25 protein-coding genes are annotated in these 22209 nt (G+C 59.8%); 20 read left to right on the top strand and 5 right to left on the bottom strand.

Annotated features, from left to right (window positions below; translation table 11 throughout):
- The first annotated feature begins 125 nt into the window (after positions 1-125).
- Both ASC96_RS26135 and ASC96_RS26130 read left to right on the top strand, forming a co-directional pair.
- Positions 126-869, top strand: a complete 744-nt coding sequence (locus tag ASC96_RS26135; protein ID WP_348270824.1) for a transglutaminase family protein — start codon at positions 126-128, stop codon at positions 867-869.
- Positions 870-1001: 132 nt separating this feature from the next.
- Entirely contained in the window at positions 1002-1190 is a 189-nt protein-coding gene (locus ASC96_RS26130) for a hypothetical protein (RefSeq protein ID WP_060505956.1), read from the top strand.
- A gap of 72 nt (positions 1191-1262) precedes the next feature.
- Here ASC96_RS26130 and ASC96_RS26125 read toward each other — a convergent pair whose 3' ends face one another.
- A complete protein-coding gene (locus ASC96_RS26125; RefSeq protein WP_060505955.1) occupies positions 1263-1652 on the bottom strand; it encodes a nuclear transport factor 2 family protein in 390 nt (129 codons plus the stop codon).
- A gap of 17 nt (positions 1653-1669) precedes the next feature.
- Positions 1670-2296 carry a TetR/AcrR family transcriptional regulator gene (locus ASC96_RS26120; protein WP_060505954.1) on the bottom strand — a complete coding sequence of 209 codons (627 nt, stop codon included), beginning with the start codon at positions 2294-2296 and terminating at the stop codon, positions 1670-1672.
- A gap of 116 nt (positions 2297-2412) precedes the next feature.
- Here ASC96_RS26120 and ASC96_RS26115 point away from each other — a divergent pair, with 116 nt between their 5' ends.
- The 7 genes from ASC96_RS26115 (at position 2413) to ASC96_RS26085 (ending at position 9672) form a co-directional block, all read left to right on the top strand.
- Positions 2413-3507, top strand: coding sequence for a spermidine/putrescine ABC transporter substrate-binding protein (locus ASC96_RS26115; RefSeq protein ID WP_060505953.1), 1095 nt, complete (start codon positions 2413-2415; stop codon positions 3505-3507).
- 155 nt (positions 3508-3662) lie between these two features.
- Positions 3663-4526 carry an ABC transporter permease gene (locus tag ASC96_RS26110; protein WP_060506092.1) on the top strand — a complete coding sequence of 288 codons (864 nt, stop codon included), beginning with the start codon at positions 3663-3665 and terminating at the stop codon, positions 4524-4526.
- 1 nt (position 4527) lies between these two features.
- Positions 4528-5316 (top strand): ABC transporter permease, encoded by a 789-nt coding sequence (locus ASC96_RS26105; protein ID WP_060505952.1) that lies wholly within the window; start codon positions 4528-4530, stop codon positions 5314-5316.
- Positions 5313-6407, top strand: coding sequence for an ABC transporter ATP-binding protein (locus ASC96_RS34470; RefSeq protein ID WP_060505951.1), 1095 nt, complete (start codon positions 5313-5315; stop codon positions 6405-6407). The genes ASC96_RS26105 and ASC96_RS34470 overlap by 4 nt, the downstream gene beginning before the upstream one ends.
- A 2-nt stretch (positions 6408-6409) precedes the next feature.
- Positions 6410-7144 carry an MBL fold metallo-hydrolase gene (locus ASC96_RS26095; protein WP_060505950.1) on the top strand — a complete coding sequence of 245 codons (735 nt, stop codon included), beginning with the start codon at positions 6410-6412 and terminating at the stop codon, positions 7142-7144.
- 17 nt (positions 7145-7161) lie between these two features.
- Positions 7162-8595: an aldehyde dehydrogenase family protein gene (locus tag ASC96_RS26090; protein ID WP_060505949.1), complete on the top strand. Its 1434-nt coding sequence runs from the start codon at positions 7162-7164 to the stop codon at positions 8593-8595.
- A 231-nt stretch (positions 8596-8826) separates the two neighbouring features.
- Positions 8827-9672, top strand: coding sequence for a DMT family transporter (locus ASC96_RS26085; RefSeq protein ID WP_112834582.1), 846 nt, complete (start codon positions 8827-8829; stop codon positions 9670-9672).
- 11 nt (positions 9673-9683) lie between these two features.
- On the opposite strand, the gene ASC96_RS26080 is transcribed toward ASC96_RS26085, so the two are convergent.
- The 3 genes from ASC96_RS26080 to ASC96_RS33035 are packed head-to-tail and all read right to left on the bottom strand — an operon-like array spanning position 9684 to position 12136.
- Entirely contained in the window at positions 9684-10862 is a 1179-nt protein-coding gene (locus ASC96_RS26080; protein ID WP_060505948.1) for an aminotransferase, read from the bottom strand.
- 34 nt (positions 10863-10896) lie between these two features.
- Positions 10897-11943, bottom strand: a complete 1047-nt coding sequence (locus ASC96_RS26075; protein WP_156397724.1) for a LysR substrate-binding domain-containing protein — start codon at positions 11941-11943, stop codon at positions 10897-10899.
- Positions 11900-12136: a hypothetical protein gene (locus tag ASC96_RS33035; RefSeq protein ID WP_156393926.1), complete on the bottom strand. Its 237-nt coding sequence runs from the start codon at positions 12134-12136 to the stop codon at positions 11900-11902. Before ASC96_RS33035 ends, ASC96_RS26075 begins: the two co-directional genes overlap by 44 nt.
- A 64-nt stretch (positions 12137-12200) precedes the next feature.
- On the opposite strand from ASC96_RS33035, the gene speB reads away from it, so the two are divergent.
- The 11 genes from speB (at position 12201) to ASC96_RS26020 (ending at position 22207) form a co-directional block, all read left to right on the top strand.
- Positions 12201-13262, top strand: coding sequence for an agmatinase (gene speB, locus ASC96_RS26070; RefSeq protein WP_060505946.1), 1062 nt, complete (start codon positions 12201-12203; stop codon positions 13260-13262).
- Positions 13263-13496: 234 nt separating this feature from the next.
- Complete coding sequence (locus tag ASC96_RS26065) at positions 13497-14303, top strand: transporter substrate-binding domain-containing protein (RefSeq protein WP_060505945.1); 807 nt, start codon at positions 13497-13499, stop codon at positions 14301-14303.
- A gap of 4 nt (positions 14304-14307) precedes the next feature.
- Entirely contained in the window at positions 14308-14976 is a 669-nt protein-coding gene (locus tag ASC96_RS26060) for an amino acid ABC transporter permease (RefSeq protein ID WP_060505944.1), read from the top strand.
- On the top strand, positions 14973-15620 hold the full coding sequence (locus ASC96_RS26055) for an amino acid ABC transporter permease (RefSeq protein WP_060505943.1): 648 nt from the start codon (positions 14973-14975) through the stop codon (positions 15618-15620). The genes ASC96_RS26060 and ASC96_RS26055 overlap by 4 nt, the downstream gene beginning before the upstream one ends.
- Positions 15621-15713: 93 nt before the next feature.
- Complete coding sequence (locus tag ASC96_RS26050) at positions 15714-16802, top strand: ABC transporter substrate-binding protein (RefSeq protein WP_060505942.1); 1089 nt, start codon at positions 15714-15716, stop codon at positions 16800-16802.
- Positions 16803-16955: 153 nt separating this feature from the next.
- Positions 16956-17993: an ABC transporter ATP-binding protein gene (locus ASC96_RS26045; protein ID WP_060505941.1), complete on the top strand. Its 1038-nt coding sequence runs from the start codon at positions 16956-16958 to the stop codon at positions 17991-17993.
- Positions 17990-18844: an ABC transporter permease gene (locus tag ASC96_RS26040; RefSeq protein ID WP_060505940.1), complete on the top strand. Its 855-nt coding sequence runs from the start codon at positions 17990-17992 to the stop codon at positions 18842-18844. The genes ASC96_RS26045 and ASC96_RS26040 overlap by 4 nt, the downstream gene beginning before the upstream one ends.
- On the top strand, positions 18841-19641 hold the full coding sequence (locus ASC96_RS26035; RefSeq protein ID WP_060505939.1) for an ABC transporter permease: 801 nt from the start codon (positions 18841-18843) through the stop codon (positions 19639-19641). The genes ASC96_RS26040 and ASC96_RS26035 overlap by 4 nt, the downstream gene beginning before the upstream one ends.
- Positions 19638-20420 carry a carbon-nitrogen hydrolase family protein gene (locus tag ASC96_RS26030; protein ID WP_060505938.1) on the top strand — a complete coding sequence of 261 codons (783 nt, stop codon included), beginning with the start codon at positions 19638-19640 and terminating at the stop codon, positions 20418-20420. Before ASC96_RS26035 ends, ASC96_RS26030 begins: the two co-directional genes overlap by 4 nt.
- 177 nt (positions 20421-20597) lie before the next feature.
- The gene (locus ASC96_RS26025) at positions 20598-21551 is read left to right on the top strand and encodes a ring-cleaving dioxygenase (RefSeq protein WP_060505937.1); all 954 of its coding nucleotides are present in this window, start codon (positions 20598-20600) and stop codon (positions 21549-21551) included.
- Between the two features lie 98 nt (positions 21552-21649).
- Positions 21650-22207, top strand: coding sequence for an NADPH-dependent FMN reductase (locus ASC96_RS26020; protein ID WP_060506090.1), 558 nt, complete (start codon positions 21650-21652; stop codon positions 22205-22207).
- The last annotated feature ends 2 nt before the right edge of the window (positions 22208-22209 follow it).

Here is a 22209-nt window from a genome sequence, read left to right as displayed (position 1 = left end):
CCCCTATGATGACCTTTTTGTCTGTGGATCGCACAAGGCGGCACGATATCGTCAGCGAGTGCGGGCCGATTTCCGATCCGGTGATAAAAATGGGAGAGGTTACCGACCCCTTCGGAAATGTCTGTATGCGGATGGTTGTTCCCGCAGGCGGCCTGCGCTTGACCTATGATGCAGTAATCAAGGATAGCGGGTGGCCAGATTCCGTGAACCGAGGGGCTCAGGCTGTGCCGGTCGAAAAACTGCCACCCGAATGCCTGCCCTACCTGTCAGCCAGCCGTTATTGCGAAACCGACCGTTTCGGTGCGCTTGCCTGGCGCCTTTTCGGTGAAATCGAGCCCGGTTGGGCGCGTGTTCAGGCGATATGCGACTACGTGCATCAGCGCCTGACCTTCAGTTACGGCTACACGGCAACGCTACGCACCGCGATGGAAGCACATGAGGAAAGGGCAGGGGTGTGCCGCGACTATGCGCACCTTGCCGTGACGCTCTGCCGCTCCATGAACATGCCGGCGCGTTACGTCAACGGTTACATGGGCGATATTGGCGCAACGGACAATCCGGCACCGATGGACTTCAATGCGTGGTTCGAGGTGTTTCTCGATGATCGCTGGTATACGTTCGATGCCCGCCACAATGTGCCGCGTATTGGCCGTATTGCCGTGGCGCGCGGCCGCGATGCAGCCGATATCCCGTTGATCCAGACATTCGGCAAGCATGAGTTGACGACCTTCAAGGTATGGACATCCACCGAGACGGACGGTGCGTTGACCAAACCGCACAGTCAGGCGGATGTTTCCCTTTTGACGCCGTGGTTCAGCGAACGCTGGTCCCGGCTTGTCCAGCAGAGGGCGCTTGAGAGGGGACATTGAGAACGGGGTGGCTTTCATCCGGTGGAGACGGGCCTTTGGGTTGGTTTTTTCCTGCGGGGCGCCAAAAGCAGAAAATAATATCTATAAACTTGGTGTAAAATAACGGAGAAAACGTATGGCGCTGCGGCCGTGATGGCGGCAGACATCTGCAACACTCTCGTGGAGGACAATATGCAAGGTTCGAAACCAGTCATGCAGAAAAGTCCGGTGAGCTTTGGCGCGCATTCTGCGCCGCATTTATCCTGGACGATGGCAGCGCAGGCCACTGCATTGGCCGCTGCCTTCCTGTTTGTGACCGCAATGGTCTGCGGCGCGATCTGAGTTTAACAGACAGCATAACATCGATGTTTGTATCAAGCCCCTGATCCCTCTGGATGCAGGGGCTTTGGATTTTCAGGAGGCGCGGGAAAGGTGCTCGTGGACGGCGAGCCATTTGCCGTCCGGCTGTCTTTCGAAAATGATCGTTTCCCGTTCCTGACTTGTGATGGTTTTACCGCCGAATTCCGCCCGGGTTTCAACATCATGGGTGAAAATCGCTACGCTCCCGAGCATCTGGAGGTTGCGATCACTGGAGGTGCAGGAGAGAACCTTGAAACCGTCGCGTTCCCAGAGCGCCCATTCCGCTTCATAATCCGCGCGGCTTCTCAACGGGCGATCGAGATTGTGGAAGATGAAGGTCGCGTCCTTTGAAAAGGCCGCGAAATAGCGATCGCGGTCATGTTTCGAGAAGGCCTCGACGAGGCTGTCGGCAGCTGTAAGGACCGCAGTGTCTGTATGTTCCATCCCTGATATCCTGATTGTTATTGTAGTTTCGGACTACTGATCAGTGTTGCCAGCGGCCGGTTCTGCCTGCTGACGATGTCTTTCAGTGCGTCGAGCGTCATCGCCTCGTCCTTGACGAATTCGATGAACATCATGTTGAGATTGTTGAAGAACATCTGGCCGGTGGCGGCCGTGTCGATACCCGGCATGACACCGCCACGCCGCTGCAATTTGGCAATCAGCGTCGAGACCTGGTCGCAGAGCCGGCCGTCGAGCTCCGTATAACGCCGGCTGAACGGGCTCTCCGGCTGCTGGATCGAGATCGCCATGGCGGTGCGCCACATTTCCTTGCTGAGATAGACAAGGGAATGATCGTAATATTGACCAATCAGGACTTTCAGCGCCTCGCCAACGGTCTCGGGCGGGCTGTCAACGATCGCTTTACCGGCTGCAAGCACTTCCTCGACTTCCATGGACACGGCGGCGACCAGGATATCGCCCTTGTTCTGATAGTAATTGTAGAACGTGCCCACCGAGACTTCCGCGCGCTCGGCGATATCTTCGATGCGGGCGCTGTCATAACCAACTTCCCGAAAAAGGATTGTCGCTGCCTGCAAAATGCGCCGGTTCCTATCGGCTTTCTGTCGTGCACGAAGCCCGGTCATGCCGCCTTTTTCCTTTTTTTGAATGTCCTCAAAAATGACATTGACTTAAAAATTGAATTCATTCAATCTTTTTGTGAAGGCGCCGCAATGAGCGCTGTAAACCAGAGGGCAACGCGATGATCACTTCCGTGAATGGCGCTTTCGCGCGTCGATTTTTCTCTTCCGTGGCTGCGGTCTCGCTCGCTGCCGTCTCCACCGTCACCGCGCCTGCACCGGCGTTTGCGACCGAAGAACTGAATGCCCTGGTCTGGTGCGATCATACGGACCCGGCGCTGGTCGAGCCGTTCGAAAAGGCCAATGATGTCAAGGTCAACCTCAAGGACTACGAGGGAACCGGCGCGGCATTGTCGATCCTCGAACAGTCGCAGCCAGGTGACTGGGATGTGCTCGTCATCGACGGCGTCGATGTCCAGCGCGCCGTCGGTCTTGATCTTCTTGCCGAAATTCCCGCCGACAAGCTGCCGACGGCCGATATCTTCCCGGAAGTGCGGATGGAAGCCAACAATATGAAGGACGGCAAGACCTACGCCGTCACCGAAAAATTTGGCTACAACACGATCTCCTTTGACAAGACCAAGGTCGATCCCGCCGACATGAAGGACCTCTCGGTCATCTGGTCAGACAAGTACAAGGGCCGTATCGCGCTCTATGATTATTATCTCCCGATGATCGGCCTTGTGGCGCTTGGCCTTGGCAAGAAGACCGCCGAGCTGTCCGACGCGGACATGCCGGCTATCACCGAAAAGCTGTCGGAGATGAAGAAAGTCTCCAAGCAAGTGAGCGACGTCGTCTCGTCGCAGACGGCGCTGGCAACCGGTGAGGTCGATATTCTCGTCGGCGGTGGCGAATGGATTACCGCTGCACTCTCGGGCGAAAAGCCCAACCTCGACTGGACGGTGCCGGATCAGGGCGCGGTCCGTTGGGCACAATCGATTGGCGTGATGAAGGCATCGAAGAAACAGGATCTGGCGCTGAAATTCGTCCAGTATATTGTCAGCCCCGAAGGGCAGGCGCGGCTGGCGACCTCGTCCTGCTACTGGGCAATGCCCGCCAACATGAAGGCCGGCGAGCACCTGACCGACGCCCAGAAAGCGGCGCTGCGCTGGAACGACCAGGCCGAATATCTGAAGAAGACGCAGCTTTATCCGATCCCGAGCGCCGAGCTTGACCAGAAGATGCAGGATGCCTGGACGGACATGATGCAGCAGTAACAAGACTGCGCAAGCATTGCCCCTCACCCTAGCCCTCTCCCCGCTTGCGGGGAGAGGGGACGACAGAGATTTCGGCATCTCCCTTCTCCCCGTTGACGGGGAGAAGGTGGCCGGCAGGCCGGATGAGGGGCTATTCCGGCACTGGAGCTATTATCATGTCCACCATCACCCTCGAAGATACCGAACGCCGCAAGGCCTGGGGTTTTGTCGCGCCGGCACTCTTGTGGACGATCGCCTTCTTCGTCTTGCCGTTCCTGTTCATGGCGGCGATGAGCCTGTGGTCGCGGGAGAGCGGACAGATCGTCCGCGCCTGGAATCTCGACAACTACATCGCCTTTTTTGCCAAGGATTCACTGTTCAAGGGACTTATGAATTCGCTCGAAATCACCCTGATCGTCACGGTGCTGTCGGTGCTTCTTGCCTACCCGCTCGCCTGGATCATCGCCGAGCGGGTGCCGAAACGGTTTCAACGTTTGGCGCTGATCATGGCGGTTTTACCGTTCTGGACGTCCTATGTGGTGCGGTCCTATTCCTGGCTCTTGGTGCTGTCGAAGAACGGTGTGATCAACCAGACGCTGATGACGCTTGGTGTTGTGGCCGAACCGCTGGAGATCGCCAGCAACCGGACGGCAACGGTGATCGGCTTCGTGCATTTCTTCGTCATGCTGCTGACGCTGACGATCTACGCCAATCTGATCCAGCTCTCGCCGAACTATCGCCGGGCGGCGGCCGATCTCGGCGCGAATGGGCTGCAGACCTTCTGGCATGTCATCCTGCCGCTGACATTGCCGGGGATCATGACCGGTGCGTTTTTGACCTTCGTCCTTTGCATCGGTGACTATGTCACGCCGCAGATTCTTGGCGGCAACAACGAGCTGGTCTTGCCGCAGATCGTCATGCTGCAGCTTGGCCGCCGGGCGGATTTCCCGATGGCGGCGGCGCTGTCGATCATCTTGATGCTGGCCGTAACCGCAGCTTATGTGCTCTGCGCCCGTTGGCTGAAGATCGAAAGGGCTTGAGATGCGCGATATGATGACCAGGATCGCCTCATATGCCTATGCTGGCCTGATCTACGGCTTCATCTTCCTTCCGGTTGCGGTGCTGGTGCTGTTCTCCTTTCAGGATGGCCGCCTGCCGGTGCCGCCGTTCAACGGCTTTTCGCTGCAATGGTACGAGGCTGTCTTTGCCGATCGCAAGCTGATGGCGGCGCTCGGAAACTCCTTCATTGTCGCCATCGTCTCGTCGCTGATCGCCTGCCTGCTGGGTTTTCTCGCGGCCTATGCGCTCGCTCGTTACAAGCTGCCGGGTTCGGCGTTGCAGCGCGGTCTGCTGATAGCGCCGATGACCGTCAGCTATCTGATCATCGCGCTCGGGCTCCTGACGGTGCTCAATACATTCGGCATCAGACTGTCGCTATGGACTGTCGGGATCGGCCATGTGGTGATCAACCTGCCGCTCTGCTTTGCCATCATCTATTCCTCGATGGGCGATCATCACATCAACATCGAGCGCGCTGCACGAGACCTCAGCGCCAGCGATATCAAGGTGATGGTGCTGGTGACCGCGCCGATGCTGATGCCGTCGATCCTTGCTGCATTCTTCCTGTCGGTCACCTTCAGCTGGGATGAGTTCATCATCGCGTTCCTGTTGTCGCGCTTCGACGTGACGCTGCCAGTTGAAATCTGGAGCCTGCTACGCTCCGGTCTTAACCCCAAAACCAACGCCATCGGCTCGCTGGTCTTCCTTGTATCCGTCGCGGTGCTGGCGGTGTTGGAACTGACCCTGTTCGGAAGGACGAAAAAATCATGACCGCTGCGGTTTCGGTTCATAACGCCACCAAGACGTTTGGCGCCTTCACCGCGCTGAATGACGTTTCGCTCGATATCAAGGCCGGTGAGTTTATTGTCCTGCTCGGCCCGTCGGGCTGCGGCAAGACCACATTGCTGTCGATCCTTGGTGGCTTCCAGTCTCCGACCAGAGGCAAGGTGATGATCGGTGGCAAGGACATGACCAGCGTGCCGCCGGCAAAGCGCCCGACGACGACGATGTTTCAGGATTATGCGCTGTTTCCACACATGAAGTTGCGCGACAATGTCGGCTTTGGGCTCAGGATGCGCGGCGTGGCAAGGGCGCAGAGGGACGAAAAGGCGCTCGGCTTTCTCGATCTTGTCGGCCTGAAATCATCCGCCGACAAGAAGCCGCATGAGCTTTCAGGCGGCCAGCGCCAGCGCGTCGCCCTAGCCCGCGCACTTGCCGTCGATCCCGATGTGCTGCTGCTCGATGAGCCGCTGGGGGCGCTTGATCTGAAACTGCGCCGGCAGATGCAGGATGAATTGAAGGCGATCCAGAAGCGGGTCGGCACCACCTTCGTGCATGTGACCCACGATCAGGAAGAGGCGATGGCGATCGCCGACCGGATCGTTGTCATGAACCAGGGCCGGATCGAGGACTTTGGCCCGCCCGCCGATATCTACATGCGGCCGCGTTCGGTCTTTTCCGCAGGTTTCATGGGGGAGGTGAATTTCATCCCGGGCCAAGTGAAAAGCGTCGATGCGGCGTCTGCTCTCGTCGAAACGGCGGTTGGCTCGATAGCGCTGCCGATCACTAGCTTTACGGCTTCAGTGCTGGTTTCCAGCCAGCGGGTGGTGCTCTGTATCCGGCCGGAACATTTTCGCCGGGCGGGGGAGGCCGACGATCCGGTCGTGCCGCTGGGGGAGGCCAAGGTCACCGGCAGTGCCTTTTTCGGCACGCATTACCGCTGCCATCTGAAACCGGCGAAGGCTCCGGATCTGTCCATCGTGGCGCATATGCCGCAATCCGCAGCGGTGGCTGACGGCCAGATCGTCCCCCTTGCGGTCAGTCTCGCCGATATCGTAGCCTTGCCCCAGAGCAGGAATTGAACATGCAACGCATCAGCGCGGACAAATGGTATCAGGTGAAGCGTCTCGATGACGATGTCACCGCCATTTCCGAGCCGTTCATCCAGGAATTCTACCGTTGTAACATCTGGCATGTGCGCGGCCGGGACCGCGACATGCTGGTCGATAGCGGCATGGGCGTCGTCTCGCTCAGGGAACATGTGCCGTTGGTCACAGGGCGCGATCTGATCGCTGTCGCGAGCCACACGCATTTCGACCATATCGGTTGCCATCACGAGTTCGAATGCCGCGCCGTGCACTCGGCCGAGGCCGGGCTGCTCGCCAATCCGACGCGGGAAAACACGCTTGCCGATCCCTATGTCACCGACGAAATCTTCGATGCGCTGCCGCCGGAGCCGTATTGCTCGAAATGCTATGCGGTGAAGAAAGCGCCGGCGACGCGCATCCTTGAAGATGGCGATGTGATCGATCTCGGCGACCGGGTTTTCGAGGTCATTCATACGCCCGGTCATTCGCCCGGGGGGATTGCGCTTTACGAGAAGGCGACCGAAATTCTGTTCTCCGGCGATATTCTCTACGACGGCCCGTTGATCGAGGATACCTATCATTCCGACGCCGGAGACTATCTCTCCTCGATGGAGCGCCTGTTGAAAATCCCCGTCCGCATTGTGCATGGCGGTCATTTTCCAAGCTTCAGCGGTGAACGCTACCGCCAATTGATCAGCGATTGGCTCAACGAAAAACAGAAGACGATCTGACGGGAAGGACAAGAAGCATGCTCGATAAACGCAAGTTCTACATCAACGGCGAATGGGTCGCTCCGCTGGTTGCCAATGATCTCGAGGTTCTGAACCCTGCAACCGAAAAGCCGGTTGCGGTTATTTCCATGGGAACGGCAGGCGATATCGATCGCGCTGTAGCCGCCGCCAAGAAGGCGTTTGCCACCTATAGCCGGACGACGACGGAAGAGCGGCTGGTACTTCTGGAAAAGCTGCTGGCCATCTACAAGCGCCGCTATGAAGAGATGGCGCAGACCATCACCATGGAACTCGGCGCGCCGATCACCATGAGCACCGAGCAGCAGGCCGATGTTGGCGTTGGCCATCTCCAGGGCTTCATCGATGCCCTGAAGCGTCTGCATACGCGCGAAGTGCTGCCGAACGGCGACGTCATGCTGCGCGAGCCGATCGGCGTTTGCGGGCTGATCACACCATGGAACTGGCCGATCAACCAGATTGCGCTGAAGGTCGTTCCCGCCCTTGCGACCGGCTCGACCTGCGTGTTGAAACCGTCCGAATTCACGCCGCTGAACGCGATGCTCTATGCCGAGATGGTGCATGAGGCTGGCTTCCCGGCCGGTAGCTTCAATCTCGTCAATGGCGATGGCCTGAATGTCGGTGCGGCCCTTTCCAAGCACAAGGACGTCGACATGATGTCGTTCACGGGCTCGACCCGCGCCGGCATCGCCGTCAGTAAGGATGCGGCCGAAACGGTCAAGCGCGTGACGCTGGAGCTGGGCGGCAAGTCGCCGAACATCGTTTTCGAAGACGCCGATCTCGAAGACCGCGTTGCAGGCAGCGTGCTGGAATGCTTCAACAATTCCGGCCAGTCCTGCGATGCGCCGACCCGCCTGCTCGTCCAGAAGTCGGTCTATGACAAGGCTGTCGAAATCGCCACGCGGGTGGGTAAAGAAGCCAAAGTCGGCGATCCGACCAAGGAAGGCAGCCATATCGGGCCGCTGGTCAGCGACGTTCAGTTCGGCCGGGTGCAGGCGCTGATCGAGGCGGGCATCGCCGAAGGCGCGCGCGTTCTCGTCGGCGGTGCCGGAAAGCCGGAAGGTTTTGAGACCGGCTATTTCGTCAAGCCGACGATCTTTGCCGATGTCAACAATGGCATGCGCATCGCCCGCGAAGAGGTGTTTGGTCCGGTGCTGGCCATCATGCCGTTCGAGACAGAAGAAGAAGCGATCGAGATTGCCAACGATACCAATTACGGTCTTGCCGCCTATGTCCAGACGGGTGACCCCAAGCGTGCCGAGCGCGTCGCCTCGCGGCTTCGCGCAGGCATGGTCCATATCAACGGTGGGCCGCATCGCTATGGCAGCCCGTTCGGCGGCTACAAGCAATCCGGTAATGGCCGCGAAGGTGGCATGTTCGGGCTGGAGGATTTCCTCGAGGTGAAGACGGTTCACCGGCCGGATGCGGCCTGAGACCGTTCGTCTGATTTGAGCCGATGCCCGCAGACGCAGCGTCTGCGGGCCTAAGTTCACCGTTTCTGATCATTCCATGTATGGAAGTTGCTGTTTCCCCGCGAACCGTTCTGATAGTTTCGGGGCCCTATGGTGTGGCACGTGCTGCGCCCGTTTTATTGGACAGCTTTCGTGTCAGACACCGCACTTCCCGTATCCTCCACGGCCTCGCCATCTGCCAACCGGCTTGCACTGATTGCCCTTCTGATCGGTGGCGCTGCGATCGGCGGTTCGCCCATCTTCGTGCGCCTTTCGGAAGTCGGGCCGATGGCGACGGCGTTCTGGCGAGTGGCGCTGGCGCTTCTGCCGCTTGTGATCTGGTCGAGGACGGCCGGGAATACGGTGACCGATCAACGTCCCGCCGGACTGGCGGATTACGCTCTGCTTGTGTTGCCGGGTGTCTTTCTCGCTGTCGATCTCGCCGCCTGGCATCTGGCGCTGCACATGACATCGGTTGCCAATGCGACGTTGCTTGCCAATCTGGCCCCGATCTTTGTCACGCTCGGCTCATGGCTTTTGTTTCGCGCCCATGTCAGTGGTGTGTTCATTGCGGGTCTTGCGACAGCGCTCGCGGGTGTCGTCATCTTGAAGGGCGGGCCGGCAGCGCTCGGTGACGGCCAACTGGCGGGTGATGCGACGGCGGCATTGGCTGCGGTCTTCTATGCCGGCTATATCCTGTCGATCGGCCGTCTGCGCAGCCGCTTCTCCACCAACCGGATCATGATCTGGAGCACGGGATCGGCCGCCGTCTGCATGCTTCCGATCGCGTTCTTCTTCGAGGCGAGTTTCATGCCGACCGCATTGTTCGGCTGGGCGATCCTGTTTGGCCTTGCCTTCATCAGCCATGCGGGCGGGCAGGGGCTGATCATCTATGCGCTGGCCTTCCTGCCGCCGGCGTTTTCATCGCTGACGCTGCTGTTACAGCCGGTCGTGGCGGCAATACTCGCGTGGCTGTTGCTCAGCGAGCCGGTCGGGCTGATGCAGGCCATCGGCGGAGCGGTGGTGCTTGCCGGTATCCTCATCGCCCGCCGGGGCTGATTTTCCGCTGATCAGATTCCCGGCAGGTTGAAGCCCGACAGCCGTTCCTCGAGTTTCAGGATGGTCGGCGCATCGGCATTGGCGAAGGCGAAGCGCAGATAGCCTTCCTGGCCTTCGCCGAAATAATCACCCGGCAAGCAGACGACGCCAGCGATCTTCGCCAGTTTTTCGGCGACGAATTCCGAACGGATATCCGGATAGGGATGGCGGATGTAAGCGAAATAGGCGCCGATCGCCTGCAGCTTCCAGCCTTTGAGCTTGCTCATCACCTCTTTCAGCGCATCGGCGCGGGTGGCGATCTCGGCGCGGTTGCCCGCTCTCCATTCGCCAAGTGCGGGAATGGCCTTGGCAACGGCTGCCTGGGCCGAGCGCGGAGCGCAGATCTGTAGATTGTCCATGATCTTGGCAACCTGCTCGACCATGGCCGGTCCGGCAGTGATGGCGCCAAGCCGATGGCCGGGGATGCAGAATGATTTGGAGAAGCTGTAGAGGCAGACGAGACTGTTTTGCCACCCCTTGACAGACAGAAGATCGTGCGGTGCATCGCTGCCTTCCGGCAGGAAGTCGCGATAGGTCTCGTCGAGGATCAGCCATGTGCGGTTGGCGCGGCAAAGGTCATAGATTCGGCGCAGCAGCGCGGGTGGATAGACGGCGCCGGTCGGGTTGTTTGGCGTCACCAGCGCCAGCGCGCGAATGCCAGGCTTCAACGCTGCGGCAATGGCATCGACATCTGGCAGGAAACCGCTGCCTGCGTCGCAAGGCACCAGTTCAATACCGATGCCGAGCATCGCCAGCGTCGTCTGCTGGTTGAAATAGAAGGGGTTGGTCATCAGGATCGTATCGCCCGCACCGGCAATCGCCATGGCCGTGCAGATGAAGGCCTGGTTGCAGCCGGAGGTGATGTGGATGTTACCAGCGCTGACTTTGGCATTGTAGAGGCCGGAAACATGTTCCGCATAGGCGCTGCGCAAAACCTGTTCGCCTTCGATCGCGCCATAGCCGGTGAATGCGGGGGAGGCGGCGGCTTCACCCAGCCAGTTCAACATGTCCGGATGAGCGGGATAACCGGGAACGGCTTGGCTGAGATCGATCAGCGGTCCGCGCGACCCATCATATTCCTTGGCCCAGGCAAGCACGGATGGCACCGGTGGCGGCGAGAGCTTGGCGATCAGCGGGTTGAAATGCGGCATCGGCTTGTCCTGTGGTTATAAGGCTTGGCTATTCTTAAGATTTGGCGCGGCGTTTCGGCGCGGGTTCCGGACGCCTGTTGCGGGCGGGAGAGGATACCGGCTGAAAGCTGTCCTTGGCGGATTGTCGTTCCGGCGCACTGACCTTGTGGGTGCGGGCGCGGATGATGGTGCGTGCCGAGGTCTGTAACTCCGGCATCGGGTCGTTTTCAAGAGCGGAAAACAACCAGTCGATGAAGACCTTGACGATCGGGGCCGCGCGCACCTCGTTGCGGCAGGCGACATAGAAGGCATCGTTGGCCGGAACGGTGAGATCGAACGGGGCGATCAGTTCACCCTTGGCAATCAGGCTGCCGGCGGTAATCGTATCGCCGAGCGCTACGCCTTGATTATGCAGGGCGGCCTCGGTCGAAAGCCGGGCGTCGCTCATGAAATGCTGGCGGCCACGCTGGATATCGATGCCGTCGGCTGCTGCAAGCCAGGTGTTCCATTCGCGCCCGTCGTCACCGTGCAGGATGACGTGATCGCGCAGGTCGCGTAGCGACCGCAACGGCCGCATGTTGAGAAGCGTGGGGCTGACCACTGGAAACAGTTCCAGCCGGCTCCACAGCCGCGCCCAGCAGTCCGGCCAGTTGCCGTCGCCATAGAGCAGGCAGATATCGACATCGGCGGAGAACAGATTAGCGGCGTCATTGGAGGCGATCAGCGTCAGCTGCACGTCCGGAAACTGTTCGGTGAACTGGTGCAGGCGCGGGATCATCCAGAAGGACAAAAGTGCGGGCACGCAGACGATGCGCAGCTCGCCGCTGGTGGTCGGCCGGGTCATCGCGGCGGTGGCGGCGGCAATGCCCTCGAAGGCATGGGTGACGGCGGGCAAAAGCAGCGCACCTTGCGAGGTCAGTTTCAACCGCTTGCCGCCGCGCTCGAACAAAGCGGCGTTGAAGGACAGTTCCAGCGCTCTTATCTGATGGCTGATCGCACCATGCGTAACGTTGAGCTCGCGGGCTGCTGCCGAAACCGAACCACGCCGGGCAGTCGCTTCAAAAGCGCGCAAGGGGTTCAACGGGGGCAGGCGGCTGGACAAAAATGCGCTCCACGGCATCGAAATCGATGTTAGTTTTTCTCACATCAAAAGCTATAACAATGTCAATTGATTTTCCAATCAATTTGTTTCCTAATGAGATCAACAAAGGCAAAAGCCTGGGGAACATGCATCCGGTACCATCGCTGGCAAACAACGGCGGTTTTCCGGCTTTAGGCGCCACGAGCAGTCTCATTTTACGCTCGCCAACTCGCCCAAAAATCGCACGTCTTCCAGGCCCAACAGAAGGTCAAGCGGACATGGCGTGGGATGACAGCAAGCTCAACGAACTGAAGGCGAAGTACGGCGAAGCCCATGGCGGCGAGATGTTCGATCCGACCTTCCGCAAGGTGGCCGACAAGATCTTCTCCAAGAACGGCACCCGTCTTGCGCCTTACTCGGGCGTTCCGACCTTCCTGATGGCGCCGCATATGCCTGTTGATGCCAATGAGCCGGATTTCGGCAATCTTCAGGTCGCCATCGTCGGCGTGCCGATGGATCTCGGTGTCACCAATCGTCCGGGTTCGCGTTTCGGGCCGCGCGCCATGCGCACGATCGAGCGCATCGGTCCTTACAACCACGTTCTCGGCTGCGCGCCGGTGCATGACCTGCGCGTCGCCGATATTGGCGACGTGCCGTTCCAGAGCCGCTACCGGCTGGAACTCAGCCATGACGACATCGAAAAGCGCATCAACCAGATCGTCGATGCCGGTGTGGTTCCTCTTTCTGTCGGCGGCGACCATTCGGTCAGTCATCCGATCCTGAAGGCCGTCGGCAAGAAGCGCCCGGTCGGCATGATTCATATCGACGCTCATTGCGACACCGGCGGCGCCTACGATCTGACCAAGTTCCACCATGGTGGGCCGTTCCGCAACGCAGTGCTCGACGGAGTGCTCGATCCGACCCGGACGATCCAGATCGGTATCCGTGGTTCCTCGGAATATCTGTGGGAGTTCTCCTACGAGTCCGGCATGACCGTTGTTCATGCCGAGGAAGTGACCGGCATGGGCATTCCGGCGATCATCGAGAAGGCGAAGAAGATCGTCGGCGATGGTCCGACTTATCTCTCCTTCGACATCGACAGCGTCGATCCGAGTTTTGCGCCGGGCACCGGTACGCCGGAGATCGGTGGTCTCACCACCCGCGAAGTGCTGGAGCTGATCCGTGGCTTGAAGGGTCTCAATCTGGTCGGCGGCGATGTCGTCGAGGTGGCGCCGCAATACGATTCGACCACCAATACCGCGCATGTTGGCTCGCAGGTCCTGTTCGAGATCCTGAGCCTGATGGTGTTCAGCCCGTTCGTCAACGGCACGCGGGATTAGAGACGTTTCCCTTCTCCCCTGCGGGGAGAAGGTGGCCCAAAGGGCCGGATGAGGGGGCGGCCCGCTCGATACTCGATGCGCGGCCCCTCATCGCCTCGCATACGCTCGGCACTTCTCCCCGCTGGGGAGAAGAGGCAGCAACCAACATTTCCCTCGTCCCGATTATGGGGTGAGGGGCAGACGCCACACACTCAGCCGTGCCTATTGCAAACAAAAATCACAAAGGGGAATACAATGGCCAAACTCTCGACTTTCAAATCCGGCCTGACCGCCGCCCTGATGCTCAGCGGCGCTGTTCTCGGCTTCGCATCGGCTGCCAATGCCGATGCCATCGACGACATCACCAAAGCTGGCGTGCTCAACGTCGGTGTCTTCGCCGATTTCCCGCCTTTTTCCTCGGCCAGCGCCGATATGAGCCTCAAGGGCTATGATATCGACGTCGCGCAATACATCGCCGACAGCCTGAAAGTGAAGCTCAATCCGGTGCCGGTCACCGGTCAGAACCGCATTCCGTACCTCACCGAAAAGCGCGTCGATATGCTGGTCAGCGTCGGCTTCAGCAAGGAACGCGCCGAAGTCATCGATTTCGCAGCCGCCTATGCGCCATACTACATCGCCGTGATCGGCCCGGCTGCAACGGAAGTGAAAGGCAAGGAAGATCTTGCCGGCAAGAGCATCGCGGTCAACCGCGGCACGCTGGAAGACACCTCGCTGACGGAAGCAGCCCCCAAGGATGCCGATATCAAGCGTTTCGACAACTATAACTCGGTGATCCAGGCCTTCATCTCCGGCCAGACCGAACTGATGGTGGTCGGCAATGACGTCGGTGCCCAGGTTTTGGCCCGTCAGGAAGCCCTGAAGCCGGAACAGAAGTTTCAGCTTCTGACCTCGCCCTCGCATCTGGCGCTGAACAAGGGCGAAGACCGCCTGAAGACGGCGATCAACGATGCGGTTGCCAAGATGCTGGCCGACGGCAAGCTGAATGCAAGTTCGGAAGCATGGCTGAAAGTGCCGCTCAATCCTGAAAACCTGAAGGATTGATCCTTTGGGCTATGTGCTCGATTTTGGCTGGCTGGGCGATGCGGTTTCGCTGATCGCCAGCGGCGCGGCCATGACGCTTTTCCTGATCGCGGTGTCGGCTGTTGCCGGCATCGTGCTCAGCGTTTTGGGTGCCGCAGGACGTCGCAGCCGTCATGCGTGGCTGCGCCGCGCGATCGCCGGTTATGTCGAGCTCATCCGCAACACGCCGTTTCTGGTGCAATTGTTCTTCATCTTCTTCGGGCTGCCCAGTCTTGGCATTCGCCTTGATCCGGTAGCCGCCGCCATTCTTGCGATGACCTTGAACATGACGGCCTATACGACGGAGATCGTCGGTGCCGGTCTTGACGCGGTACCGAAAGGGCAGCGCGAGGCGGCACTTGCGCTCGGTCTGCGGCCGCGCCTGGTGTTCATCAAGATCGTGCTGCCGCAGGCGCTGAAGGTGATCTATCCGGCGCTGACCAGCCAGATCGTCATCATGATGCTGGAATCGGCCGTGGTCTCGCAGATCGCCGTGCGCGAACTGACCTATGAGGCGGATCTGCTGCAAGCCCGGACATTCCGCGCGTTCGAGACCTATTTCGTCATCACGCTGGTTTATCTCGCCATGAGTATCGGCCTTCGCCGCCTGCTTGTCGCCGGCGGTAACCGCTTCCTCTCCGGAGGCGTGTCGTGATTGAATTCACCCTCTGGGACATCATCCGCAATCTTCTGCTGGCGGCGCGCTGGACGATCCTGTTGTCCGCCGTTGCCTTCGCAGGCGGCACCATCGTCGGCTTGCTGATCCTGTTCATGCGCATTTCCAAGCGGCTCTGGGTGCAGCGGTTTGCCGAATATTACATCGGCCTGTTTCAAGGCACGCCGCTTCTGATGCAGCTGTTCCTGCTGTTTTTTGGCCTGCCGCTGCTGGGCTTGCGTATCGAACCCTGGACGGCGGCGGTGCTGGGCCTGACACTCTGCGCAAGCGCGTTCCTGGCGGAAATCTGGCGTGGGGGTGTGCAGGCGGTGCCGGTCGGGCAATGGGATGCCGGAGGCAGCCTTGGCCTGCATTATCTGAAGCAATTGCGGCTGATCATCCTGCCGCAGGCCTTTGCGATGACGCGGGCGCCGACGGTCGGTTTTTTGGTGCAGCTGATCAAGAGCACCGCGCTGACATCGATTATCGGCTTTGAGGAGCTGGTCAGAACGTCGAATGCGATCAACAATGCGACCTTCGAACCGTTCAAGGTTTATGGCTTTGTGGCGCTGATCTATTTCGCATTGTGCTTTCCGCTGACGCGTTACGCAAAGATGCTCGAACTTCGTGCTTTAAAACACTGATCAAACCATGGTCCGGGGCTTGCAAGCCGGACCAAAACTTGGGAACAGACCGGAAGCCACAAAAGCGGCACCGGCATAAACAGGAGAACCATGATGACAGATTTTCTCAAGCAGCCCATCGGCCGGCGTGCCGTACTCGGCGCCGGTCTTGCCGGTGCATCGATGCTGGCGATGCCGTCGATCCTGCGTGCGCAGGACAAGTCGCTGAAGGTCGGCGTCTACGGCGGTTATTTCAAGGATTCGTTCGACAAGAACATCTTCCCGGACTTCACCAAGGCAACCGGCATTGCCGTTGAAGCGATTGCCGAGCCGACCGGTGAAGCCTGGCTGGTTCAGCTGGACCAGGCCGCCAAGGCGGGTCAGGCTCCGGCCGACGTCTCGATGATGTCGCAGGTGGCGATGTTGAAGGGCCAGGCGACCGATCTCTGGGCGCCGCTCGACATGGCCAAGATCAAGAACGGCTCCAACCTGATCGACCGCTTTGTCAACAAGTATCCAGACGGCCGTGTTGCCGGTATCGGTGCCGTTTCCTGGTACATCACGCTTGTCACCAATACCGACGTCTACAAGGAAGCCCCGACATCCTGGCAGGCATTCTGGGACCCGGCAAACGCCGACAAGCTCGGCCTTCTTGCGCTCGTGTCCAACTCGTTCCTGCTCGAAGTGACGGCGAAGACGTTCTTCGGCGGCACCAATGCGCTCGATACCGAAGAAGGCGTGCAGAAGGCGTTCGACAAGCTGGCCGAGGTCAAGCCGAACGTTCGCCTCTGGTATCGTGATGAAGCCCAGTTCGAGCAGGCGCTGAAATCGGGCGAAATCCCGATGGGCCAGTATTACCATGACGTCACCGGCCTTGCCGCTGCCGATGGCAATCCTGTCCGCTCGACCTTCCCGAAGGAAGGCGGCATTCAGGACTCGGGTTGCTGGGCGCTGTCGCGCGCATCGACGAAGGTCGAGGAAGCACATGTCTTCATCGATTACATGAGCCAGCCATCGATCCAGGCATTGCTGTCGCGCAAGGTCGGCACGTCGCCGACGGTGAAGCGCGAGCTGATGGACCTGACGGATGCGGAATTCGCAGCCGTTTCGTCCGACATCGAGCCGATCATTCCGCGCTACGATCTCTACCAGACGAAGTCGGATTGGCTGAACCAGAAATGGACCGAACTGATCGTCGGTTGAAGGGGGAAAGCCCCTTATCCGGCCTTCGGCCACCTTCTCCCCGTTTACGGGGAGAAGGGATATGCGGAGTGCTCCGTCATCCCCTCTCCCCGCCTGCGGGGAGAGGGTTAGGTGAGGGGCTTTTCTAACCACCATGTTTGAGAAGCAAAAACAATGTCAGGCCTCGCCCTCAACAATGTCACGAAGGAATTCGGGACTTTCACCGCGGTCAACAATGTCGAGTTGACGGTGCCGCATGGCACGTTCGTCTGCATGCTCGGACCGTCCGGGTGCGGCAAGACCACGCTGCTCAGGATGATCGCCGGCCTCGACCTGCCGACCGGCGGCGCGATCCGGCTTGACGGCGAAGACATCACCCATGTTCCAACGCACAAGCGCAATCTCGGCATGGTGTTCCAGTCGCTGGCGTTGTTTCCGCACCTGACCGTCGGCGAGAACATCGCTTACCCCTTGCGCATTCGCGGCGTGCCGAAGGAAGATCAGAAGAAGCGTGTCGATGAGCTTCTGTCGATGATCCACCTTTCCGGCTATGCCGACCGGCCGGTAGCAAAACTCTCCGGTGGCCAGCGCCAGCGCGTCGCGATCGCCCGGGCACTGTCGATCTCGCCCAAACTCTTCCTGCTCGACGAGCCGCTGTCGGCGCTCGACGCTAAGCTGCGCGAAGCGATGCAGGTAGAATTGCGCCAGCTGCAGCAGAAGCTCGGCATCACCACCATCGTCGTCACCCATGACCAGCGCGAAGCGATGACCATGGCCGATACGGTGGTCGTCATGAAGGGCGGCGAAATCCGCCAGGCCGCTTCGCCCATCGAGATCTATCGCCGTCCGGCCGACACGTTCGTTGCCGACTTCATCGGCTCGACCAATCTTCTCGAGGCGGAAGCCGACAGCACTGGTGGCGTCACCGTTCTTGGCCAGCCGGTGTCCGGCGTTTCTCTCGGGGGAGGTGTCCGCAAAGCGACGCTGTCGATCCGGCCGGAAGACGTGCATCTGACGGCACCCGGCAATGGCGCGCTGTCCGGCACCGTCACCTTCGTGCGCGATCTCGGCGGCACGATCGAAACCTTTGTGGATATTGCCGGCCGTCAGCTCGTTGCAGTCTCGACGCCGCGCGCCCGCCCCGATGTCACCGTCGGTCAGCCGGTCGGCGTGGTGCTTTTGCCGGACGTCTGCGTGGTGCTGGCCAAATGAGACGCGAAGCCCCGCAAAAACTTAGCGATTACGGCCCGTTGTTCTTCCCGGCGATGATGCTGATCGTTTTTTTCGTCGTGCCGTTCGCGACGATGATTGCCGTCTCGTTCTTCCAGCGCCAGCAGGGCGGCTTCTATGTACCTGCCTTCCAGTTCGCCAATTATGAGCGCTTTCTCAGCCTGTTCTTTGCCAACGTGCTCGGCTTCTCGCTGATGCTGGCGGTGACGGTGGCGATCTGCTGCGTCTTGCTTGCCGTTCCCTTCACCTATCTTCTGACCCGCATGACGCGGAAAGTGCAGATCGTCTGGCTGGTGGCTTTGCTCTCGGTTCTGTCGCTGTCGGAAGTCATCATCGGCTTTGCGTGGTCGACGCTGTTTTCGCGGACTGCCGGGATTACCAACCTGCTCGTCATGGCGGGTATCATGAGCGAGGCGAAAGCTCTTTTGCCGAGTTTCGGAGCGGTGTTGACCGGCATGGTCTATCAGGCCTTTCCCTACACCGTCCTGGTGCTGTATCCGGCCCTCGTGCGGCTTGACCCGACCCTGACCGAAGCGGCCCGCACGCTGGGCGCTTCGCCAATCAAGGCGTTCTTCACGGTCGTCGTTCCGGCGCTGCGCAACACCATTACCGCAACACTGATCATGGTCTTCATCTTCGCGCTCGGGTCTTACCTCCTGCCGCAGCTTCTCGGCCGGCCGCAGCACTGGACGCTGTCGGTGCTGATCACCGATCAGGCGATCTACCAGTCGAACATGCCCTTTGCGGCAGCAATGGCGGTGTTCCTGGTGCTGGTGACGCTCGGCCTTGTTGCGTTAACGGTTCTTGCCGGACGCAAGGGAGAAGCCGCATGACCGGTGCGCTCAGCAAAGTCTATTTCTTCCTGATCGGCCTGTTTCTGGCCTTGCCGATGATCGTCGTTGCCGGTGTGTCGGTGAACGCCAAGCAGACGCTGGCCTTCCCGCCGAAGGGGTTTTCGTTGTCCTGGTACGGCGAAATCTTCCTCAATCCGGAGTGGCGCAACGCCCTGTTTGCCTCGCTGACGCTCGCCATCCTGTCGGCGGCTCTGGCCGTTGCGATCGCCTTGCCGCTCGCCTGGTTTCTCTGGCGGCGGATCGCGCCTTGGGCGAACATCTTTCAGCTTCTTGGCATCGCGCCGTTTACGCTGCCGCCTGTGATCACAGCCCTTGGCCTTTTGACGTTCTGGGCGACGACCGGTTTTTACGGCCAGCCGTGGACGGCCGTCGTCAGCCACGCGATCTTCTTCGTGACGCTGCCGCTGGTGACCTTGTCGCTCGGTTTTACCGCGATCGACCGCTCGCTGGTCGAGGCCGCCGCAACCATGGGCGCCGATGACAAGACGATCTTCCGCACGGTCGTGCTGCCGCTGATCCTGCCCTATATCGTGTCGGGTTATGCCTTTGCCTTCGTGCTGTCGCTCAACGAATATATCGTTGCCTACATGACCGTCGGCTTCACCATGGAAACGCTGCCGATCAAGATCTTTAATGCCCTGCGCTATGGCTACACGCCGACCATGGCATCCGTGACGATCCTGTTCGTGGCGACCGCCGCCATCATCTTCTCCCTTGTCGCGCGGTTCGGCGATCTGCCAAAACTGCTCGGCGCCATGTCATCGGACGACACATGATCACCATCGCCGCTTTGCAGATGAAATCGGAAAGCGGCGATATCGCCGCCAATCTCACCCGCATCGAACAGGCGGCGCGGGACGCGGCGGCCAAAGGTGCAAGCCTGCTGATCACGCCCGAACTCGGGCTTACCGGCTACGGCGCCGGTGATATAATTCGCGAACTGGCGGAGCCGGTGGACGGACCTCTGGTACGGCGGTTGCAGTCGATCTCGACGGAGCTTGGCATCGCGATCATTGCAGGTTTCGCCGAGAGGGCAGAGGGCACGGTCTTCAACAGTGCCGTTTATGTGGATGGTCCGGCGGCCCCCGTCATCTATCGCAAGTCCAATCTTTATGGTGATTACGAGCGGGGGCTGTTTGCGGCTCCCGAACCGGGCACCGTCCTGTTCGATCACCGTGGTGTCAAATGCGGCATGCTGATCTGCTACGATGTCGAGTTCCCGGAAAATGTCCGCCGTCTTGCCTTGGCGGGGGCGGATGCGGTGCTGGTGCCGACGGCGTTGCCGGCCGGTTACTCCGGTACCTTCATTGCCGATCACATGATCCAGACACGCGCCTTCGAAAATCAGGTTTTCGTCGCCTACATCAATCATCACGGTGCGGATGACCGATTTACATTCGCCGGATCGTCGCGGATCGCAGCACCCGATGGCAGTCTGCTGGCAAAGGCACTTCCACACGGCGAGGCCTTGATGCTCACGAGCATCAACCCTGCCGATTTTCAGGTCTCGAAAACCGAAAATACCTATCTCACCGACCTCACGCATCGCGCCTGATCCGGCGACTGATGTTTTGGCTCAGGGTTAAAAGCCTGACACCTGTCCAAACCGGCTTGATGCAGCAAGGCCCAAATCATCGTTCACATATTGTGAACGTTCTGTCCGCGCAGGGCATCTTTATAAAACAGCTCATGCAGCCGATATTCGCTCCAGACATAACGAATGGAGGCAGCCATGAGCTTGCAACTGACAGGAATTCATCACCTCACCGCGATCACTGCGAACGTCAAGGAAAACGTGCGTTTCTATACGCATGTCCTCGGCATGCGTCTGGTCAAGAAGACCGTGAACCAGGACGATACCACCGCCTATCATCTGTTCTATGCCGATGGTGAGGCAACGCCGGGTACCGACCTGACGTTCTTCGATTGGCCCGTCAATCGCGAAACCCGCGGTACTCACAGTGTTTCGCGCACCGGTCTTCGTGTCGGCAGCCCGGAGAGCATCGAATGGTGGAAGGCCCGCTTCGGCGAACTGAGCGTCGCGTCCGGCGATGTCATCGAGATCGACGGCCGCCTGTCGCTTGATTTTGAAGACGGCGAGGGCCAGCGGTTCCGCCTGATCGACGATGGTGGGCTTGCGCCGTCGCATCCCTGGGATCGCAGCCCGGTTCCAGCCGAACACCAGATCAAGGGTCTTGGCCCAATCACCATGAGCGTTCCGGATATCACCAATACGCAACTGGTGCTGGAGCAGGTGATGAACATGACGAAGCAGCGCCAGTACCCGTCGCCGGATGGCAATGGCGAGGTGCATGTGTTTTCGATGGGCGAAGGCGGCCCGGCCGCCGAACTGCATGTTGCTGTTCAGCCCGGCCTGCCGACGGCCCGCCAGGGAGCCGGTGCCGTTCACCACGTCGCGTTCCGCGCACCGGACGAGGCTGCGCTGCACGCATGGACCGAACGTCTCGAGGGCTTCCGCCTTCCGTCGAGCGGCGAGGTCGAACGGTTCTACTTCCGCTCGCTCTATTTCCGCGAGCCGAACGGCATCCTGTTCGAGATCGCCACCGACGGCCCCGGCTTCGCCGTGGACGAGCCGATGGAAACATTGGGCGAAGGCCTGTCGCTACCGCCGTTCCTGGAGCACAAGCGTGTCCAGATCGAGGCCCGGCTGAAGCCGCTGGTCTAACGACAACAAAAGCCGGGAGCAAAACTCCCGGCTTTTTTGTCTGTACTTTTCTGCATTTCGCAGCATTCTTCCGGCAAAGTATGGAAGGATTCTCCCGCATGACAAAACTGATCGGCATTTCCGGAAGCCTGAGAAAGGCGTCGTTCAACACTGCTCTCTTGAAATCGGCTCTGACGCTTGCGCCTGATGGTGTGGCGTTTACATCCGGCACCATCGAAGGCATTCCGCTCTACAATGCCGATGTCGAGCGTGAAGGCGTGCCGGAGGCCGTGCAATTGCTGAAGGATCAGATCGCCGCTTCAGATGGTGTCATCCTGTTCACGCCGGAATACAACAATTCGATGCCCGGCGTGTTCAAGAACGCCATCGACTGGGTCAGTTCGTCGATGACCGGTGCGCCGAATGTGTTTGCCGGACGCGCTTTTGCCATTGCCGGGACGTCACCTGGACCTTTTGGGACGCTGCTCAGCCAGAACGCGTGGCTGTCCGTGTTGCGCACACTTGGTGCGGATCTCTGGTCCGGCAAGCGATTGATACTGCCGAAGGCGGCGTCGCTGTTCGACAAGGAAGGCCATCTGACCGATGATGAGGCGAAGGCGAGGCTGAAGGCTTTTGTTGAGGCCTTCGCCAGCTATGTTGCAGAAAAATCGAAGTAAGG

Origin of the sequence: Rhizobium sp. Root1204, assembly GCF_001424965.1 — a bacterium.
In the GTDB taxonomy this organism is placed as follows: domain Bacteria; phylum Pseudomonadota; class Alphaproteobacteria; order Rhizobiales; family Rhizobiaceae; genus Pararhizobium.
The sequence above is the reverse complement of the archived record's forward strand: the minus strand, read 5'-3'. Positions and strand labels throughout refer to the sequence as shown.

Excerpts from the sequence above, each read along its gene's own strand:
- ASC96_RS26135 (WP_348270824.1), top strand. The coding sequence starts at position 126 with ATGCGGATGGTTGTTCCCGCAGGCGGCCTGCGCTTGACCTATGATGCA.
- ASC96_RS26130 (WP_060505956.1), top strand. The coding sequence starts at position 1,002 with ATGGCGGCAGACATCTGCAACACTCTCGTGGAGGACAATATGCAAGGT.
- ASC96_RS26125 (WP_060505955.1), bottom strand. The coding sequence starts at position 1,652 with ATGGAACATACAGACACTGCGGTCCTTACAGCTGCCGACAGCCTCGTC.
- ASC96_RS26120 (WP_060505954.1), bottom strand. The coding sequence starts at position 2,296 with ATGACCGGGCTTCGTGCACGACAGAAAGCCGATAGGAACCGGCGCATT.
- ASC96_RS26115 (WP_060505953.1), top strand. The coding sequence starts at position 2,413 with ATGATCACTTCCGTGAATGGCGCTTTCGCGCGTCGATTTTTCTCTTCC.
- ASC96_RS26110 (WP_060506092.1), top strand. The coding sequence starts at position 3,663 with ATGTCCACCATCACCCTCGAAGATACCGAACGCCGCAAGGCCTGGGGT.
- ASC96_RS26105 (WP_060505952.1), top strand. The coding sequence starts at position 4,528 with ATGCGCGATATGATGACCAGGATCGCCTCATATGCCTATGCTGGCCTG.
- ASC96_RS34470 (WP_060505951.1), top strand. The coding sequence starts at position 5,313 with ATGACCGCTGCGGTTTCGGTTCATAACGCCACCAAGACGTTTGGCGCC.
- ASC96_RS26095 (WP_060505950.1), top strand. The coding sequence starts at position 6,410 with ATGCAACGCATCAGCGCGGACAAATGGTATCAGGTGAAGCGTCTCGAT.
- ASC96_RS26090 (WP_060505949.1), top strand. The coding sequence starts at position 7,162 with ATGCTCGATAAACGCAAGTTCTACATCAACGGCGAATGGGTCGCTCCG.
- ASC96_RS26080 (WP_060505948.1), bottom strand. The coding sequence starts at position 10,862 with ATGCCGCATTTCAACCCGCTGATCGCCAAGCTCTCGCCGCCACCGGTG.
- ASC96_RS33035 (WP_156393926.1), bottom strand. The coding sequence starts at position 12,136 with ATGAGACTGCTCGTGGCGCCTAAAGCCGGAAAACCGCCGTTGTTTGCC.
- speB (WP_060505946.1), top strand. The coding sequence starts at position 12,201 with ATGGCGTGGGATGACAGCAAGCTCAACGAACTGAAGGCGAAGTACGGC.
- ASC96_RS26065 (WP_060505945.1), top strand. The coding sequence starts at position 13,497 with ATGGCCAAACTCTCGACTTTCAAATCCGGCCTGACCGCCGCCCTGATG.
- ASC96_RS26050 (WP_060505942.1), top strand. The coding sequence starts at position 15,714 with ATGACAGATTTTCTCAAGCAGCCCATCGGCCGGCGTGCCGTACTCGGC.
- ASC96_RS26045 (WP_060505941.1), top strand. The coding sequence starts at position 16,956 with ATGTCAGGCCTCGCCCTCAACAATGTCACGAAGGAATTCGGGACTTTC.
- ASC96_RS26040 (WP_060505940.1), top strand. The coding sequence starts at position 17,990 with ATGAGACGCGAAGCCCCGCAAAAACTTAGCGATTACGGCCCGTTGTTC.
- ASC96_RS26035 (WP_060505939.1), top strand. The coding sequence starts at position 18,841 with ATGACCGGTGCGCTCAGCAAAGTCTATTTCTTCCTGATCGGCCTGTTT.
- ASC96_RS26030 (WP_060505938.1), top strand. The coding sequence starts at position 19,638 with ATGATCACCATCGCCGCTTTGCAGATGAAATCGGAAAGCGGCGATATC.
- ASC96_RS26025 (WP_060505937.1), top strand. The coding sequence starts at position 20,598 with ATGAGCTTGCAACTGACAGGAATTCATCACCTCACCGCGATCACTGCG.
- ASC96_RS26020 (WP_060506090.1), top strand. The coding sequence starts at position 21,650 with ATGACAAAACTGATCGGCATTTCCGGAAGCCTGAGAAAGGCGTCGTTC.